This is a genomic window from Bacillus cereus group sp. MYBK108-1 (assembly GCF_051917185.1).
Classification (GTDB): domain Bacteria; phylum Bacillota; class Bacilli; order Bacillales; family Bacillaceae_G; genus Bacillus_A; species Bacillus_A cereus.
This window is the reverse complement of the sequence record NZ_JBQAHZ010000031.1, coordinates 24,760-41,951: the sequence shown is the minus strand read 5'-3', so window position 1 is coordinate 41,951 and position 17,192 is coordinate 24,760. Positions and strand designations below refer to the sequence as shown.

The following is a 17,192-nucleotide window of genomic DNA, read 5'->3' as shown; positions in this document are numbered from 1 at the left end:
GCAAATATACTTCTTGGAAAAATAGAGACAAATGTTATATGATAAATTTAAGAGATTGGGGGAATGAAAATTTGAACGAGTCATATACAGCAGAAGAAGCTGCAAAGAAGTTGAAAATATCTAAATTAACTGTTTATGAACTTATCAAAAGAGGAGAACTGCCATCTTATCGAATAGGTAGGCAAGTTCGAATTGATGTAGAAGATCTACAGAAATACATAGAGCAAAGTAAAACAGGGAGCCTAAAAAATTCCGCTCAATTATCTAAAAAACATAATTTAACGAATGTAATTGTAATTAGTGGGCAAGATATGGCATTGGACATACTAGGGAAATATATGGAGAGTAGTATGGGAGAAAGAATGCTAAGAGCTTATGATGGAAGTCTTACAAGTTTAATTCGTTTGTATAAAGGTGAAGGAAGTATAGTCAGTCTACATCTATTTGATGGTGATACTAAAGAATATAACATCCCCTACACTAAAAGAATTTTAACAAATTCTCAGTATATAATTTTTAATTTACTTTTAAGAAATGTAGGGTTTTATGTACAAAAAGGTAATCCAAAGAATATCAAAACTTGGGAAGATTTATGTAGAGAAGATGTAAAGATAGTGAATAGAGAAGTTGGAGCGGGTATACGCGTTTTATTAGATGAACAGTTACGTATTCATAATATACATAGAACAAATATTAAAGGTTATGATTACGAAGAAAATAGCCATTTTAGTATTGCAACTAGCGTAGCTATGAATAAAGCGGATGTGGGAATAGGGATTGAAAATGTAGCCAATATAACAAAGGTTGAATTCGTTCCATTAATAAAGGAACAGTATGATCTTATTATTTTAAAAAATGAAAATAATGTTAAAATTATTAATGAAATTAAAGAAATACTGCAGTCAACAGATTTTAAACAGGAACTAGAGTCTATTGGAGGATACGATTTAACATTGACAGGAAACACGATATATGAATCTTTTTAGGTAGATTTAATAACTTGTTTTTATTTATAATAATAAGATATTAAAAACTTGTTAACTGTTTATAGATGGGCTTTACACACAAAAAAACTGCTTTATAAAGCAGTTTTTTTGTGTTAATAATTACCATTTAATAAGATAGTAGGTAGTTTAATAAGAATAATAGGCCGATAACACAAATGGTTTTGTTTAATTCTTTTCTTTTTCCAGTTAGAAGTTTTATTATTGGATAAAATATAAAACCAAAAGCTATACCGTCAGCTATATTGTAAGTTAATGGGATCATAATAATTGTTAGAAAAGCAGGGAAATATTCAGAGAAATCTTCAAAATCAATCTCTTTTATGCTTTTTAACATTAAACTTCCAATAATAATTAGTATAGGTGCAACGGCTCCATCTGGAATCATTTTTATAAAAGGCATAAAGAAAAATGAGATGAGAAATAATAAGCCAACAAAAATAGAGGATAAACCAGTTTTTGCACCAGCCGCTATTCCCACAGCACTTTCTAAACCAGCTACAGTAGAACTAGTACCAAAAACCCCAGCAAAAATGTTAGACATCCCGGTTGCCTGATAAGCTCGATTGAAACGTTTATTGTCATTTTCAAAACTTTGTATGGTTCCTAGATTTTGAAATAATAGAATCATTGTTAAAGAAAAGGTAGCTGTCCAAAAGGAGGCGTTTTTTACTTGTGCAAAAGAAAAAGCATTAAACACAGCTGGGTAATGCTCATATAAAGACCCCATATTATAGGAAGGATCTAATTTTGTTATGCCACAAAGGGCTGCAACCAATGTGCTAATTCCTATAACGATTAAAAATCCACCTCTGATATTATAAATAAAAAGGATTACAGCTAATGCCAGAGTAAAAATTGTAAGTAATGTATTTGCTTTAAATAGGTTATCCAATCCTATTATTGTTACAGAAGAATCTGTAATAAGTCCACCTTTCTGAAGTCCGATAAAGGTCAAAAATAGTCCAATTCCTACAGTAATAGCATTTTTTAAGGAGTGTGGAATAGAGTTGATTAAAAGTCTAGAAAAAGGTGTAAATGTAATCAGTGTGAAAATAATGCCTGATACTAATACGACGCCTAAAGCTTCCTGCCAATTTAGTCCTAAAGATTGAACAATTGTATAGGAAAAGAATATATTTTCTCCCATTCCAGGGATAATTACGAGAGGGGAATTTGCCCAAAAACCTATTATAAGGCAACCTAAAAAGCATGTTAGAGTAGTGGCTACTACAGATGCCTCTGTACTAATCCCTGCGTCTCTTAATATGGAGGCATTTACAATCACTATATAAGAAACAGTGAAGAAACTTGTTAGAGCAGCTAGTAATTCTTTTTTTATGGTTGTATTGTAGTGTGTCATATTAAAGTGAGTATAAATCCATTCTGTCATGACATAAGTCTCCTCTGTTCAAATTTTTTATACATTAACTGGGTACTTCGTTTTTATTGTGACTTTCAAAGTTGAAATTGTTCTAAATCCAAAAGTATCGTTCCATTCTAAATCGTTGATAATAAGTGACTTATCTTCTATAAAAGGTTGTATGGTATTTAAAAATACTTTTAGTGATTTTCTTGTTAGATTTGCACCGGCGCAGTAATGAGAACCAACTCCAAAACTTAAGATTGGAGGGGTGTTTGATCGTTTTTGGCATTCATTTGGGTTTTCATATTTACTCTGATCTCTATTTCCAGAAGAGATAAACAAAATAATTCTATCACCTTTATTAATGAGTGTATCTCCTAAAGGTATATCTTCATTAGCAACACGTGCACAATAGGGAAAAGGGCATTCCATTCTTAAAGATTCTTCAACTATATTTTCTAATGTTAGTGAACTGTAAGGATTATTATGAGGTAATTTATCATTCTGCGTTTGTATGTAAAGATACATTAATGTTTTTACAGCACTAAGAAATGGTTCATGTCCATCTACTGTTACATTTGCGATTAGGGCTAAACTATCTTCTACTTGATCTACATTTTTCAGTATTAAATCGAATAAACCGTTTTTTTCGTATCTTTGTTGGTCACGAATTTCAGAAATAATACTATAAGTTTTATCAATAGAATGAACAGTTTTTTGTGAGTCTTCGAAACTAGGAACAGGAATCCAAAGGAAATCTACAGCTTTAAAAGCTTCTTGTAGAATTAATTTATAATCGTTTACATCTAGGCCCAATAAACTAGCAAGAGTGTTTTCTGTAAACGGTATAGCTATTTCATTAATAACGTCAATGAATTCAGTATCTTTATTCAGAGAATTCAATACTTTGAGTGTAGAAGATTTAGCTAACTCTTCTATAATAGAGTTTGTTAAATTGATAGGTACTTGTACGTGTTTACGCAATTCTTTATGCTCAGGATTATCCATATACATTAACCATCTAGAGTAAAAATTAGAGAGTTTATCTTTATACTCAACAGGTATATCTAGCTTTTCGATGAATTGTTTTTTTCGATTAGCCTTTAATCGAGAATCTTTTAATAGTTGGGTGATATTGGTGTAATCAAAAACAAGCCACGCATTGAGTTCTTTATCCCAAATAATATTTTCTGTAGCTAAGGCCTCTGTATAAAATTTATATCTATCTTCGATAATTTTTTTTATAGTACTGTTAGTCATTTCGTCACTCCTAGATTCACTTTTATTTGTAATATTAATTTTCTTGTAATTGATATTTCATATTATTGTGAGTAATCTGGTTGCTGGATGAGAAAAGAGAAAAAATGCTTAAAAAATATATATTTATAGATATGGACCTATTTTCCAGTTATAACTAAATTATATTAAACAATAATTTTAGATATAAAACAATACTTATTTTAACAAAACATAACTAAACAAAACGAAACGAAACACAACTGGATATATATTTGTTTAATTAATTCAGAATATTCTTTTTTTATTTATTAAGATGATAGTTTTTATGATTAATGAAGTGAAAATCTTTTATTAAATTGTAAGGCTATCAAGGGTTGTGACTAAGAAATAAAGCTAATAAAAGGTTTTTATCCTGAAAACAAAGAAAAAAATAATTTTGCAATTAATAGAATTGATATGATATGTTTTCTTTGTTAATAATTTGAAAAATCTACATAGTCTATTAAATTTATGTTTGATTTATTTAAAGACATTATAGATCAGCAGAGGGGAAGGTAGATGATAGATCAGCATTAGGTAGAGTGAATAGCTGTGAGTAACTCAAAGTAAAATCACATCGTTTATTTTTGAGTTATTATATAATCTAGGAGAAGTAAGAAGGGAAGTGCAAATTTTGAAATTCGTCTTTGATTTAGATGGTACAATTTGTTTTAAGGGAAAACCAGTTTCAGAAAAAATTCTTGCATGTTTAGATAACATTAGTAAAAATGGTCACGAAGTTATATTTGCTTCTGCAAGACCTATTCGTGATATGCTACCTGTGATACATACACGTTTTCACGAATATACATTGATTGGTGGAAATGGATCTTTAATTTCTCAAAATGGAAAATTAATTTATTCAAAAGAGTTCGAGAAATCCCAACTAAAAAAGATTCTTGCTTTGATAAATGAATTTCAAGCAACTTATTTAATTGATGGTGATTGGGATTATGCATATACTGGTCCGGATAATCATTCTATACTTAATAATCTAGATCCAGCTAAACTTGCTAAATCTGTTAAGGTGACTTCTTTAAATTCTATAGTTAAGATTTTAATCCTTACAGCAAGCAACATGGAAGAACTATCGAAGAGTCTAAGTTTATTAGATGTTGTTGTGCATAAACATAGAAATGAGAATGTAATAGATATTAGTCCAAAAGGTATTCACAAATGGAATGCACTGCAGGTATTAGGTGTCAAAGAAGGGGAATATGTAGCTTTTGGAAATGATGCGAATGATATAAGTATGTTCGAACATGCGGTATATTCAGTAATGGTTGGACATCATCCAGAATTAGCGCCATTCTCTAAAGAAAGCATCCCTATGGACATAGAATACGAAATAGAGATCATAAATAGGTTAGAGAAACTTTCTGAATTATACAGCCTAAGTCATAATTAAATGTTTAAAAATCCATTAATATATTTTAAAAATATTAGATATGGAATGCTTAACTATTGTAAAATGAAAAAATTGACTCTGAATAAAAAATTATTAAATAATTCTATAAAAGAACGATTCAATTAAAAAGAAAAAGAGTGTCTTGATAAAAATCTTTTTTCAAGACACTCTTTTTCTTTTTATTTCTTCAAAGTTTATAGAGCTAATTTCTTATAATAAATGTTAGTATTGATTTAAAATAAAGATTAACTGTTTATAAAAAAGACGCGATGTTTTGAATAAAGTCGCGAAGCTTATAAAAAAGTTGCGATGTTTTGCCCTTTTGGATCTGTTTATCTAAAGGGGTGTTTTTATAGTGAAAAGTGAAAAGAAGATCTGAGCTGAAAGGCGGATTAAGGAACCGTTGAGTAGCAATAAAGTTACTCAACTAAAGGGCCAGTTTGTGGCGGATTTTAACAGGTTTTTTAGAGTTATTATTTAAAAAAGGATTTTGAAGTCTTTTGGTGAAAATTAAATATTAAATCTATAAAAGATAGAGGTTGTTGTGATGTTGAAACTGTTTCAATATAACTGGCAAGTTCGTGATGATTGGTTTACATTGTGCGAAGACATGCCAGATGAAGAACTATTAAAGAAACGGGTCGGTGGGTTCGGCAGTATACTACATACCCTATTTCACATTGTAGATGTGGAATATATGTGGATCTTAGGTTTGCGAGGTGAACCAGTGCCTAAGGAGCCATTGTTTGAGGATTATGCTAGCTTACAAAAATTGAAAAATCTTTCAGCTCAATACCATGAGAAAGTGAAGCCATTTGTGACATCTTGGACAAATGAAATGGATTCTCGGAAACTTTCAGAAATTGATTTTAATGAAGAACCGATTAGCTCTAGAGACGCACCAATCAGACGCCGAGTCATTGAATGTACACACGGAGAGATCATACGTCATGTCATTGTCCACGAAATCCACCATATTGGCCAGTTATCTATATGGGCACGTGAAATAGGAAAGGAGCCTGTTTCCGCAAATCTGAGAGGAAGAGGGCTATTCGATAATTAGACTGCCTTTGCCAATTTCAAAACCGGGCGCGATTGTTGAGCAACATAGGTAGAAATGATCAAGCTTTTTTATAAAAACCAAACTTAAATCTGCTGGGGAAGAATCCATTTTGATCAATCTTTTTCAAAATGGATTCTTTTTATTTATCGTAAAACTTTGGATTGCAAGGTATTTTTGATCAAACTTTATTTCAAATCTACAGTTAGTGTAGTCTTTGAATAAAATTAGATTAAATTAATAACCCTTGATGAAAGAGGAAAGTAGAGAAAGCATATTTTGAAAGAACGATTGATCAAACCGTATTTTTCTATATCCACATGAATCAATATTTTATAAAAAAGGTTGACTGAATCTACTTATCGAATATTCTGAACGTCAAAGTACCACACTTATACTAAATCCATCATATCCTTTGCTTCCTACAGTTTGTATTGCCGTTGAAGATAGTAGCGGTTCAGATGCAAGAGTATCGAAAAAACGGCGAACTCCCTGAACATTAGAATCAGTACTAATAGAATTTACTATCTCTCCATTTCGAACTACATTGTCCCCTATAATTACAGTGCCTTTTCGAGCTAATTTAAGTGCCCATTTCAAATATTCCGCGTTATTTTGTTTATCGGCGTCAATGAAAATCATGTCAAATGGTTCGGCTCCCTCATTATACAAGTTCGACATTGTTTCAAGAGCAGGTCCAGTTCTTACTTCTACTAAATTAGATAGGCCAGCTCTTACGATATTTAATTTTGCAACTTCTGCATGATGATTTTCTAATTCAAGAGTAACTAAGTGCCCATCTTCTGGTAAGGATCGAGCTAACCAAATAGTACTGTAGCCTCCTAGAGTTCCAACTTCTAATATTCTTTTAGCTCCTTGAATTAATGCTAGTAAGTGAAGAAATTTTGCTTGATTGGGAGCAACGTCTATTGCTGGTAAGTCAGCCTCAGCATTCGTTGCCAATATTTCTTCAAAAATTGGGTCTTTGGGTAACAATTGATTTGTAATATATGTATCTACCTGATTCCACTTCTTTAAATTGCTCATTATAAAATCCCCTTTCATCGTTTACCATAATATTAGCAGTCTTGTTGGCACATACATTAATTTACCTCCATATTTAGTATACATTGTTCAAATTAGAATAAAGGGTCAGAAATTAACAATAATTGTCCCCTTTTAATGCAAGTTTTGAGTATATAAAACACACTACTTCAAACCCAGGAATGAAAAATACGCCTTTGGATCATCAACTCCAAAGGCGTATTTTCGCAACTTTATTTAAATTAACTGTTGGATTGTTAGTACAGCCTCATAGCCAAAATAAATACCAAAACAAATTAAAATAACACCTGCTGAAATGGAAATCCATTTCATTACAGTAGCGTTCACAAAGCGTCTACCAAAATGTATGGATGTAGCCATGAATAAATCCCATAGCATAATACCTGCAAAAATAGCTGTACTATACCATAGAGCTTGTTCTTTTCCAATTGTATTTATTGCACTAGTAAGAACAGAACCGTAAATTCCTATCCAAAATACAATGTTTAATGGATTTGAAATTGCAATTGCAAATCCTGCTAAAAAAGATTTTAGAGGATGTTCTTTGTCCCCAGTTAAAGAATGATGTACTTGTTTAGAAGCATCCTTAATACTTTCATATCCTAAGTAAAGCATGGTAATAAAACCAAAAATCCAAATACAAAGTTGGGCAATTGGAGTTGTTAAAAAAGTGGAAACCCCAAAATAAATGAGTAACATCATAATTACATCAGCTGACATAGCGCCTAATCCTACAAACCAAGCACTCCAAAATCCATTTTTAATGCCTTTATTTATTTGAGCCACATTGATTGGACCCACAGGAGCAGAAAGGGAAACACCTAACAATATATAACTAAAGATCATACTAATCATTTTTTTTTACACCTGTAATCGGACATCTCATTACACTTTCTTCATTTGTTTCAGGTAAAATATACTGTTTCCACTCATGTGAATTTTCAGCACCATAATCACCTATATCTGGATGCATTGAAATATTATCGTAGGCTAATAAACGTTTTCTAATAACTTTACGGACTTGTTTTCCTTGTTTGGTATCACCTGTAATATCATCTAAGGTTCCGCGGGGTTGAAGGGTAATTTCAAGACCATTCTCTGTATATCTGCTTTGTCTTTCAGCATAGATAGGTGCTCGGCAAACTACAAATATAGGCTCTCCAGCAAAACAAAATTCCCATTTGGCATGGTAAGGATCTGTTGGGATTTCTGGATTCCATGGTTCAGGATCATTTTCGATTAAAAATTGTAGTACATTCCAAAATTGTTTTTTATATTCTTCTGCTAGTAATTGCTTACTTGAGGGTTTGAAGAATATCACTAGCGTAGTCCGCTTGGCAATTTGCTGATATGTCTTTATATATTCATAAATCCCATCTCTAAGCTTTAGCAGCTCTTTTTGATCATAAGCTGAGTCAATAAAAAGATATCTGGACCAACCATGTTTTTCGGAATCTACTGCAAAATAGCAAGGAAACGGTTTAGAATTATCCATAATACTTTTGTGGAAACTGTTGTAAGCGTGTATTTTCCAGTTTTCTAAGAAGTCATTGTTCTTTTCATCAAGAATTCTATTTTGATTATACAAATAAGATTTGGTTAATTGGATTACCACTGTAATCTCTCCTTCTTGTGAGTATAAAATCATTAATTGTTTTCATAAATTAAAATGTTGTTTTTCACTATATTTAAAATTTTATTGATATCCTCTGTGTGTATCTCAATTGTTAACTCAGGTACGCCTGGAGATAGTAGAAATTTATTATGATTATAGATCTTTTTATCTATAATAAGGGTAACCTCATCCTGATATCCGAAAGGGGCTACACAACCGGGGACACAGGAAGTCTTTTCAATTAACTCTTCAGCTGAACAAATTGAAACCCTCTTGCCAATTAGTTCTTTCATTGATTTTGAATCTAATTTCTCGCCTTCAATCGTAACTAGTACATAATTATGTCCGGTTTTATCTTTTAGAAATAAACTTTTACTTGGAACTCCTTCTAAATTAAATCTTTTTCGTATTTCTCTATCTGTATCATAATCCAAATTGGGTTCATGCTCGTATTGCTGATAAGAAATATTAGCTTGATCTAATAGCTGTATCACATGATTATACATAATTATCCTCCTTTATGATCTATGAAAAGGCACTTATAAAGTAATAGGATTGGGTATCGAAAAAATTCAATATAAGGGTTATACTGGAAGCTTTTTTAATATGTTAAACTTTTTCACTGAAAAAAGGTATTGATAAAATTTCTTTTAAATACAGAAATTCTGATATGATTTTATTTTTGAAAATTAAGGAAAATTATTTAGATATTGAATAAGAGAATTTGTTTTTAAAGATTAAAATGTATCATTTAATGTTTTGCATGTGGTTTTCTTAGGTTTGTTACAACAAGGATTGTCCTCTATATAATTACATATTGCTCTCGGTAGGAGTATTTAGGGCTTGGTTTGCTTCTTTTTTCATTATTAACAAAACAAGTATTATACTAATAATCAGTGAACTAACTCCAACTGATATGAAAGATGAGAATTGAAAAATTTTAACGTCCCAGAACAAGCCGGACAGGTAAGCTCCTAATGCAGCACCTATACCCATGGTAAGAACTGTGTAGGTAGTTTGTCTTTGGCTAATTAAATCTTGGTCTGCATTTAAACTTAAAATGTTCATAGCACAAATGTGATATAAAGCAAAGGTAAAAGCATGCATTAACTGTGAAATTACTAATAAAGTGATGCTTCCGACAAAAAGTTCTATTAATGTCCATCTTAGAATACCTAAAATAGAGCACAATAAGAGAATAGATGAAACATTCATATATTTTAGAAGCCTATGACCATAAGCGAAAGTAACAATTTCGCATATAACTGCAAAAGCAATTAATGAACCTATTGCAAAACCAGTATAATTATTTTCCAACAACTTAATAGAAAAGAATCCATAATAAGGTGCATGTGTTAATTCAAATAAGAAAAATACAGAATAAAAAAGCAAAAGTTTTCTTTCAATAAAAATACTTTTTGATTTTTTTTTCGTAACCTCAATTGGTTCAAGGCGAATTAGTAGAATAGAGGAAATTAACAACATAAATCCTAAAAATATTAATATAAACCAAAAAGATAATGGGCCGAATTTAATAAGGGCATGACTTGCCCAAACTGAAAAGAAAATAAATCCGATGCTTCCCCACATTCTAATGGTTGAGTATCGTTTCATGTCACCATTTAATTTTGATAATGAAATGGTTTCTATGTTGGGTAAAATAGATATCCAAAAAATATTTAGTAAGGAGAGTGCTATAACTATAGCCAAGCTATTTTTAACTTGAGTACCAACAAACAGAACGACTAAAAGGAGAACGCATTGTATAAGGTATATGCTTGCTAAATTTCTATTTAGTTTTGATATCAGTAGGAATACATATGGTCCTAATATTCTGGCTAGAATTGAAATGCCAAGGATTATCCCTATCTCTTTGCTACCAAAGTGTAATTGATTTAAAAAAAGGCCGGTTAGCGGAACTACAATAGCAAATGTTGCAAAGTATGAAAAGAAAGTAAAGGAACAGTACTTATCAAATGTTTTCATTTTTATCCACCTCTTTATTAAGATTGGTATTGTTATAGTAGTGATTGATCTGTATTAAGAACGTTTTTTTATTAGTTTGTAGCAACTTGTACTTAAAATTAATATATTCAGTTCTTAAGTGTATTTTATAATGCGGTTTAAATAATTTTTCTCCCAAGGATTAGTGGTTTGTAAATTGGGAAAATAATATATTTAGTGATCTTCCACATGCTTGAAATAATTCTTAGTGTCTGGCGTATTTTCAACAGTAATATTTTGGAGAGAAGCCTTTTGTGTTTGTTCCTTCATAGATTAGAAAGTTATTTAATATACAAGTAAATGGTTTATGTTTATAGACTGTATTTTTAACTGAAAGGAGGTAGTAGTTCTTATAATGAAACTAGTCCAGTATAAAATTCTACAGGCTATCCAACCAATAAACTTCTTTTAAAAACATACTAATTTGAAGTTATGATCCACATTGAGTATTTCGAATTTATGGTTGGTAAATGTAAGTACTTATTAATATGAAGTCAATTGTAACACCTCCTTTTTTATTATTCTGAAAATACAAAAAGAAGTATACAATACTTTTGATTTAATTGGAATATATTTCTTCGCAGTTTTTAATGTATAACGAATTATAACTAAACATAATTAAATATAACTAGATATAATTAAATTTGATTATTTTCAGTTTTTTTTTTCGCAAAAAATTTCTCTTATGAAATAAAATCGCATATTTCGACATGTGATGTTGTTATTTTATAAACATTTATTACATTGTTTTTAAAAAAATGAGGATCCACAATACTTTATTTGTTTAAATTGAGTGGATATTATTGTACAAATGTTTCTCAAAAATTTATTCTGAAAATATAGAAAAATTAGAATTTAAACTATAGTGAGAATGTTGTGGTATGTTCTGTTTGCGAGAATTAAATTTTGTACAAGTAATGCTTTTGGTAAAAGGAGGAGATACAAGAGTACTTTTTTGTTAGGTAATTTATTTATTGTCTTTTATTAAGAAGGGAGAAAAATTATGAAAACAATTAAATCATTTTTATTATGTGCTGTTTCTGTTTTTATGCTCGCAATTTTTACAGGATTCTCTCCTGCTCTGGCGGAAGAAAATGTTAATAAAACTGAGATAAAAGTATTTGCTGCTGCAAGTTTAAAAGATGTTTTAGAGGAAGTTACAGCTAATTATGAGAAAACTCATGGAAATGTAAAGTTTACTTTCACTTACGGTGGCTCGGGTTCACTTCAACAAATGATTGAGCAAGGTCAATCAGCAGATCTATTTATCTCCGCTGCCGCAAAAAATTTCACTCCTCTAGTTGAAAAGGGGTATATCAATCCGAGCCAAGCTATTAATTTTTTTGGGAATGAATTAGTATTGGCAACACCAATCGAAAATAATATTGTGCATAGTTTTTCAGACTTGAACACAAATAATGTGCAAAAGATAGCTATTGGTAATCCTGCAACAGTACCTGCTGGAATGTATGCAAAACAAGTATTTGAAGGGCTAAACCTGTATGAAGTTTTAAAACCTAAATTTGTATTAGCAACTGACGTAAGACATGTATTGTCGTTGATCGAAACGAAGCAAGTTGATGCTGGGCTTGTATATAAGACAGATGCACTCATTTCACCTCAAGTAAAAATAGTAGATACAGCAGATTCTAGTTTACATGATCCTATTATTTATCCAATGGGTGTTCTTAAAGCGGCACCGTCTCCAGTTGAAACTACAGAATATTATAACTATCTTCAAACGGACCAAGTAAAAGAAACATTTGTAAAATACGGATTTTCAGTGCTAAATCAGAAACAGGGATTAAACAAAGCAGCATAAACATAAATTGTAGATTTTGTACAAACTTAGAGTATCCACCATTAGATAAAAAATATTTAGTGGTGGATACTTTCTTGTTTTGTAAATATCAAATTAAGTATTAACGATAATTAGATAAATAAAGAGGTTTTAATTCTTTTTTAGGAGCCACTTAAAATGAATTCTATGTTTGAAGTTGTCATATGTGATTTAGATGGTACTTTGCTAAACAATAATAAAGAGATTAGTAATAGAACATTAAAGACTATACAATCTTTAAATCAAATGAAAATACCTGTTATTCTGGCAACGGCAAGAGCACCAAGAGATATAGAAACATATCTAAAAGAATTAGCACTTGATACTCCTAGCATTTGTTATAATGGGGCATTAATTTTTGATAATAGAAAAAGTGAAATACTTACGTCTAATATGATTGATATTTCCATAGTGAAAAAATTATTTGAAGTATTAAGAGAAGAAAAAAGCATTGAAAATTTTTTAGCTGAAAAAAATAACGAATTTTGGGTGGATGTAATTGATAAAGATGTACAGTGCTGGATTGATGCGGGTTGTCCACCACATGCAATAGGATATCCATCTACTTTTTTAGATGACCATTTATCTAAATTGATTGTTAGGGGAAATAACGAATTAATTATCAGAATTTTAGAAAAACAATTCGAAGAACACTTAATTTATACATTCTCTGACTCCCGTAAAGTTTGGTTAGAAATTTTGTGTAAAAATGCAGGGAAAGCAGCGGCTGTAAAGTGGATAGCGAATCACTACAGTGTCCCACTTTCAAACATAGTGGCCTTTGGTGATGCAGAAAACGATATTGGAATGTTAGAACTAGTTGGTATGGGGGTTGCTATGGGGAACTCTGGAAAAGATGTGCAATTAAGAGCGAATTGTATTGCACCAACAAATGAAAATGATGGTGTAGCACACACTTTACGTGGGATTTTTTCTATATAAAGACTATAACTTATAAAGGGAAAGGGTAGAATCTAATGACGAAAAACGGTTTGTTATATACATGTGGTAAATCAAAAGCGATGTATCATGGTGAGGAAAATGATTCAATTATCATGCATTTTTTGGATAGTGTATCTTCTTATACACAAAATAAAAATGCTCGAATTATAGGAACTGGAATACTAAGATGTGAATTTTCTTCTCACATATTTGAGTTGCTCCATAAAAAAGGGGTACCTAATCATTATATATCCAATATAGGAATGGGGAGAATGAAAGTTAACAAATTAGATATGATTAAATTGGAGATAATTCCTCGAAATATTGCAGCTGGTTCAATTGTAAGGAATTATCCTATCCAATATGGACAAGTTTTTAATCAGCCTATTTTAAAATTAGACCTCAAATATTCAAACGATCCGATGATGAATTCCGATTACATTGTTGCAATGGGCATTGCTACTAAAAGAGAAATAGAAGTTATAAGAGAGATAGCTTTTGAATTAAATGCTATTTTAAAGGATTTTCTTTTGGAAAGAGGTGTAAAGTTAGTTGATTTTAAGTTCGAAATGGGAAGAAATGCAGCAGGTGATTTGGTAATAGGAGATGAAATTTCTCCAGATGGTATGCGTCTTTGGGATATAGAAACAAATCAATCTCTAGATAAAGATGTATTTCGTTACAACAAAGGGGACTTGGTACATGCTTATGAAGAAATATTGAAACGTATAATGCCAGTAGAGAGTATGAAATAATAAGATGAATAAAGTCGATGTGAATTTTATTGAATACTCAACCGATACAGCTAGTTTTGAGTTATCTCCAGAGAGAGAACCGGTTTTATATGTAAATCCAGGTCAAGAAATCTCAATGGAGATAATGAATGCATTTTCACAAGAGACGGATAATGAAGAGGAATTAAATAATGTAATTAATAAAGGCAAACATCATCCGTTTACAGGGCCAGTTTATATCAATGGAGCTTTGCCAGGAATGACAGTAGCTATAAAAATTAAAAATATTCATTTGGCAAAGCATGCATATACATGTATTTCACGTTCTTCAGGAGTGTTGAAGGGTCAATTCACAGAACGGAATTATAAGAAAATAGAGATTAAAAATAATAGGATAGATTTTGAGGGAATTGATTTACAGGTTAGACCTAGCTTGGGAGGGGTAGGACTAGCTGATCCCTTTAGAACAAGAAATGGTGCAACATGTAAATACGGAGGGAATTTAGATATCCGCTGGTTGATTGAAGGAACAACAATTTATTTACCAGTAGCTGTCGAAGGTGGTTTATTATACGCTGGTGACTTACATGCTTTACAAGGAAATGGAGAACCCTCAGGGATTGCTTTAGAGGCATCAGGCACTTTACAAATAAATGTAAATATATTTGAAAATAATATTCCTACTCCCATTTTACAGGTAGAACAAGGGCTTGTAATAATTGGATTTGGAGAGACATTTGAAGAAGCTGTTAAGATGGGCGTAGATATTTCTACAAAGATAATAGCTCAAGCAAATCATATGAATAAGGCAGATGCCTACATGTTATTGGGATGTACCTCGGACATTGTTATTGGGCACTTAACAGGGAGAATTAAAAGTGTAGGAGTGTTAATTCCATTTGAAATTCTACGTATAGAAGATGTACTGATTAAAAAGTAAATAAAGAAGAAAATGAAAAATTATTAACATTTGATTTTATATTTTCTATGAAGAGAGGAATCACTTTGTCAGTTAATGAAGAGTTTATTACAATTGCTCTTTCAAAGGGACGCTTATTATCAGAAACCTTGCAGATTCTAAGAGCAAGTGGGATTAATATCCCCTTAGATTTAGAAAGTTCGCGTGAACTGTGTTTTGAGTTAAGTGAACAAAATTTGCGCTTTATCTTGGTGAAATCAGTAGATATTTTACTTTTTTTAGAGAAAGGAATTGCTGATTTAGGCGTTGTAGGAAGTGATTTACTAATAGAAAAAGGTGAAGGTTTTGTAGATATACTTGATCTTAAAATTGGCCAATGTGAACTGTGTGTTTGTGCAAAACCTGGAATAAATATAAGAGATGTAAAATCTGTAGCAAGTAAATATCCTGTAATTACAAAGAGATATTTTGATCAGCAATACCATGAAATAGAAGTGATACATTTAAATGGTTCGGTGGAAATTGCTCCAGTGTTGAATATGGCGGATTGTATTGTGGAAATAGTGCAGTCAGGTAAGACACTTGCTGAAAATGGATTAATAATCTATGAAAAAATTGAAGAGATTTCAGCAAAAATAGTTAAAAGAAAAAAATCATTATATGAAAAAGAAAAACAAATTAATGACTTTTTAACAAACTTTAATAATTATTTTTATAACATTAATGTGCCATCTAAGTTATAAAAATAACATTTTGAGAAAATAGGTGGTGTTTTGAAGTGAAAATAATAGTAATAACTGGTGCAAATCGCGGTTTGGGATACGGAATTGCAAAATCATTTGCGGAAAAAGGGCACAAGGTTATTGGATTGAATCGGACTTTGTGTAAAGAAGAATGGTTAGAAGAAATTAAATGTGATCTTTCACAAAAGATAGATATTGAAAAGTCTGTTGCCGAGATAATTAGAAGATATGGGAAAATAGATATATTAATAAATAATGCAGGTATAAGAAGATTTAATAACATTTCAAAGATAACAGAACAAGATTGGCAAGACAGTATAAGTACAAATCTTTCAGCTCCATTATGGTTGATTCAGTTTACTGCCCCTATGCTAAAGCAGAGTAAAGGGCTAATTATATTTATTGGAAGCCATGCGGGTGAATACTACTTTGAGCAAGGTGTTGCATATTCAAGTACAAAATCTGCTTTGCATGCAATGGCAGAGGCAGCAATCCAAGATTTAAGGTATGAAGGAATACGGGTTAGTCACTTATCCTTAGGGGCAATTGCCAATAGGTCCATGGAAAATGATGAATGGAAAATGCGCCCAAGGGATATAGGTCAATTGGCTGTCGCTATCTCAGAATTACCATCCAGCATAATGCCTGCTTTTGTAGAAGTTCGACCTTCTATGCCAAATAGGTCTCCAATCTCTGGATTGGAAAGATTACAGTATATATAAGTATTATGGCGATACTTTATTTTTTAATCCCCCATTTTTTACGGAAATGGGGGAGGTTTTTGTATTAAAAGGAAAAAAACTGAGAAATTCTATGATATATCTACTATCTTAATGTAAGAATAATAGAAAACGTATATATTACAAAAGAGTAGGGGAAAGCATCTAGAAATATTTATGTACTTTTATATATAATGGTACAAGTAATGATATATATCATTAAATTAAGGTAGTATAGTATCATATTGTAATGAAAGAGGAGCTTGTATGATGGAATTACAAGTTAGTCCCATCATACACTGATGTAAGGCTGTGATCCTTAACCTATAGTCCACTTTCTCTGACACACATATGCACTTAAATCAAGATGGTTGGTCCCCATGCCTACCAAGTTAAGGAATGCATTGTCCTTAAAAGCGAAAAAGGTGAATAGAATTCCTAAGGCCAGCTATAAATAAAATTTTTGTTTTGGGGATATTTCAAATTATTAGCTTG

Annotated in this window: 16 protein-coding genes; 9 read left to right on the top strand and 7 right to left on the bottom strand. The window is 31.2% G+C overall.

Translation table 11 applies throughout. From position 1 onward, the window contains the following. Positions 1 to 38 precede the first annotated feature (38 nt). On the top strand, positions 39 to 986 hold the full coding sequence (locus ACTFSL_RS27305; protein WP_061457050.1) for a substrate-binding domain-containing protein: 948 nt from the start codon (positions 39 to 41) through the stop codon (positions 984 to 986). Positions 987 to 1,113: 127 nt separating this feature from the next. Here the strand turns inward: ACTFSL_RS27305 and ACTFSL_RS27300 are convergent, their stop codons facing one another. Together ACTFSL_RS27300 and ACTFSL_RS27295 are read right to left on the bottom strand one after the other, a co-directional pair. Then, positions 1,114 to 2,397 (bottom strand): NCS2 family permease, encoded by a 1,284-nt coding sequence (locus ACTFSL_RS27300; protein ID WP_061457053.1) that lies wholly within the window; start codon positions 2,395 to 2,397, stop codon positions 1,114 to 1,116. Between the two features lie 27 nt (positions 2,398 to 2,424). After that, positions 2,425 to 3,630, bottom strand: a complete 1,206-nt coding sequence (locus ACTFSL_RS27295; protein ID WP_061457054.1) for a cytochrome P450 — start codon at positions 3,628 to 3,630, stop codon at positions 2,425 to 2,427. 652 nt (positions 3,631 to 4,282) lie between these two features. On the opposite strand from ACTFSL_RS27295, the gene ACTFSL_RS27290 reads away from it, so the two are divergent. Beyond that, positions 4,283 to 5,056, top strand: a complete 774-nt coding sequence (locus tag ACTFSL_RS27290) for an HAD-IIB family hydrolase (RefSeq protein ID WP_061457070.1) — start codon at positions 4,283 to 4,285, stop codon at positions 5,054 to 5,056. Between the two features lie 547 nt (positions 5,057 to 5,603). Further along, positions 5,604 to 6,119 (top strand): DinB family protein, encoded by a 516-nt coding sequence (locus ACTFSL_RS27285; RefSeq protein ID WP_061457055.1) that lies wholly within the window; start codon positions 5,604 to 5,606, stop codon positions 6,117 to 6,119. A gap of 375 nt (positions 6,120 to 6,494) precedes the next feature. Here ACTFSL_RS27285 and ACTFSL_RS27280 read toward each other — a convergent pair whose 3' ends face one another. From ACTFSL_RS27280 to ACTFSL_RS27260, 5 genes are all read right to left on the bottom strand, one after another. After that, on the bottom strand, positions 6,495 to 7,163 hold the full coding sequence (locus ACTFSL_RS27280; protein ID WP_000067297.1) for an O-methyltransferase: 669 nt from the start codon (positions 7,161 to 7,163) through the stop codon (positions 6,495 to 6,497). Positions 7,164 to 7,397: 234 nt separating this feature from the next. Continuing rightward, positions 7,398 to 8,036: a LysE family transporter gene (locus ACTFSL_RS27275; RefSeq protein WP_000624910.1), complete on the bottom strand. Its 639-nt coding sequence runs from the start codon at positions 8,034 to 8,036 to the stop codon at positions 7,398 to 7,400. Next, the gene (locus tag ACTFSL_RS27270) at positions 8,029 to 8,796 is read right to left on the bottom strand and encodes a YqcI/YcgG family protein (RefSeq protein WP_076876324.1); all 768 of its coding nucleotides are present in this window, start codon (positions 8,794 to 8,796) and stop codon (positions 8,029 to 8,031) included. Before ACTFSL_RS27270 ends, ACTFSL_RS27275 begins: the two co-directional genes overlap by 8 nt. Before the next feature lie 32 nt (positions 8,797 to 8,828). Continuing rightward, complete coding sequence (locus ACTFSL_RS27265) at positions 8,829 to 9,302, bottom strand: YbaK/EbsC family protein (protein ID WP_061457057.1); 474 nt, start codon at positions 9,300 to 9,302, stop codon at positions 8,829 to 8,831. 304 nt (positions 9,303 to 9,606) lie between these two features. Next, entirely contained in the window at positions 9,607 to 10,782 is a 1,176-nt protein-coding gene (locus ACTFSL_RS27260; RefSeq protein WP_000846434.1) for an MFS transporter, read from the bottom strand. A gap of 1,021 nt (positions 10,783 to 11,803) precedes the next feature. Here ACTFSL_RS27260 and modA point away from each other — a divergent pair. The 6 genes from modA to ACTFSL_RS27230 all read left to right on the top strand — a co-directional run bounded on the left by modA (position 11,804) and on the right by ACTFSL_RS27230 (position 16,700). Further along, a complete protein-coding gene (gene modA, locus ACTFSL_RS27255; RefSeq protein ID WP_440042688.1) occupies positions 11,804 to 12,622 on the top strand; it encodes a molybdate ABC transporter substrate-binding protein in 819 nt (272 codons plus the stop codon). Positions 12,623 to 12,778: 156 nt separating this feature from the next. Beyond that, complete coding sequence (locus tag ACTFSL_RS27250) at positions 12,779 to 13,582, top strand: Cof-type HAD-IIB family hydrolase (protein ID WP_061457059.1); 804 nt, start codon at positions 12,779 to 12,781, stop codon at positions 13,580 to 13,582. Positions 13,583 to 13,617: 35 nt separating this feature from the next. Next, positions 13,618 to 14,337 (top strand): phosphoribosylaminoimidazolesuccinocarboxamide synthase, encoded by a 720-nt coding sequence (locus ACTFSL_RS27245; protein ID WP_061457060.1) that lies wholly within the window; start codon positions 13,618 to 13,620, stop codon positions 14,335 to 14,337. Between the two features lie 4 nt (positions 14,338 to 14,341). Continuing rightward, positions 14,342 to 15,256, top strand: a complete 915-nt coding sequence (locus ACTFSL_RS27240; protein WP_061457061.1) for an acetamidase/formamidase family protein — start codon at positions 14,342 to 14,344, stop codon at positions 15,254 to 15,256. Between the two features lie 65 nt (positions 15,257 to 15,321). Beyond that, positions 15,322 to 15,978: an ATP phosphoribosyltransferase gene (hisG, locus tag ACTFSL_RS27235; RefSeq protein WP_061457062.1), complete on the top strand. Its 657-nt coding sequence runs from the start codon at positions 15,322 to 15,324 to the stop codon at positions 15,976 to 15,978. 35 nt (positions 15,979 to 16,013) lie between these two features. After that, positions 16,014 to 16,700: an SDR family NAD(P)-dependent oxidoreductase gene (locus ACTFSL_RS27230; RefSeq protein ID WP_061457063.1), complete on the top strand. Its 687-nt coding sequence runs from the start codon at positions 16,014 to 16,016 to the stop codon at positions 16,698 to 16,700. Positions 16,701 to 17,192 lie beyond the last annotated feature (492 nt).

Bases quoted from the DNA above. Each gene is read 5' to 3' on its own strand.
- ACTFSL_RS27305 (WP_061457050.1), top strand. From the start codon at position 39: ATGATAAATTTAAGAGATTGGGGGAATGAAAATTTGAACGAGTCATAT.
- ACTFSL_RS27300 (WP_061457053.1), bottom strand. From the start codon at position 2,397: ATGACAGAATGGATTTATACTCACTTTAATATGACACACTACAATACA.
- ACTFSL_RS27295 (WP_061457054.1), bottom strand. From the start codon at position 3,630: ATGACTAACAGTACTATAAAAAAAATTATCGAAGATAGATATAAATTT.
- ACTFSL_RS27285 (WP_061457055.1), top strand. From the start codon at position 5,604: ATGTTGAAACTGTTTCAATATAACTGGCAAGTTCGTGATGATTGGTTT.
- ACTFSL_RS27280 (WP_000067297.1), bottom strand. From the start codon at position 7,163: ATGAGCAATTTAAAGAAGTGGAATCAGGTAGATACATATATTACAAAT.
- ACTFSL_RS27275 (WP_000624910.1), bottom strand. From the start codon at position 8,036: ATGATTAGTATGATCTTTAGTTATATATTGTTAGGTGTTTCCCTTTCT.
- ACTFSL_RS27265 (WP_061457057.1), bottom strand. From the start codon at position 9,302: ATGTATAATCATGTGATACAGCTATTAGATCAAGCTAATATTTCTTAT.
- ACTFSL_RS27260 (WP_000846434.1), bottom strand. From the start codon at position 10,782: ATGAAAACATTTGATAAGTACTGTTCCTTTACTTTCTTTTCATACTTT.
- modA (WP_440042688.1), top strand. From the start codon at position 11,804: ATGAAAACAATTAAATCATTTTTATTATGTGCTGTTTCTGTTTTTATG.
- ACTFSL_RS27250 (WP_061457059.1), top strand. From the start codon at position 12,779: ATGAATTCTATGTTTGAAGTTGTCATATGTGATTTAGATGGTACTTTG.
- ACTFSL_RS27245 (WP_061457060.1), top strand. From the start codon at position 13,618: ATGACGAAAAACGGTTTGTTATATACATGTGGTAAATCAAAAGCGATG.
- ACTFSL_RS27240 (WP_061457061.1), top strand. From the start codon at position 14,342: ATGAATAAAGTCGATGTGAATTTTATTGAATACTCAACCGATACAGCT.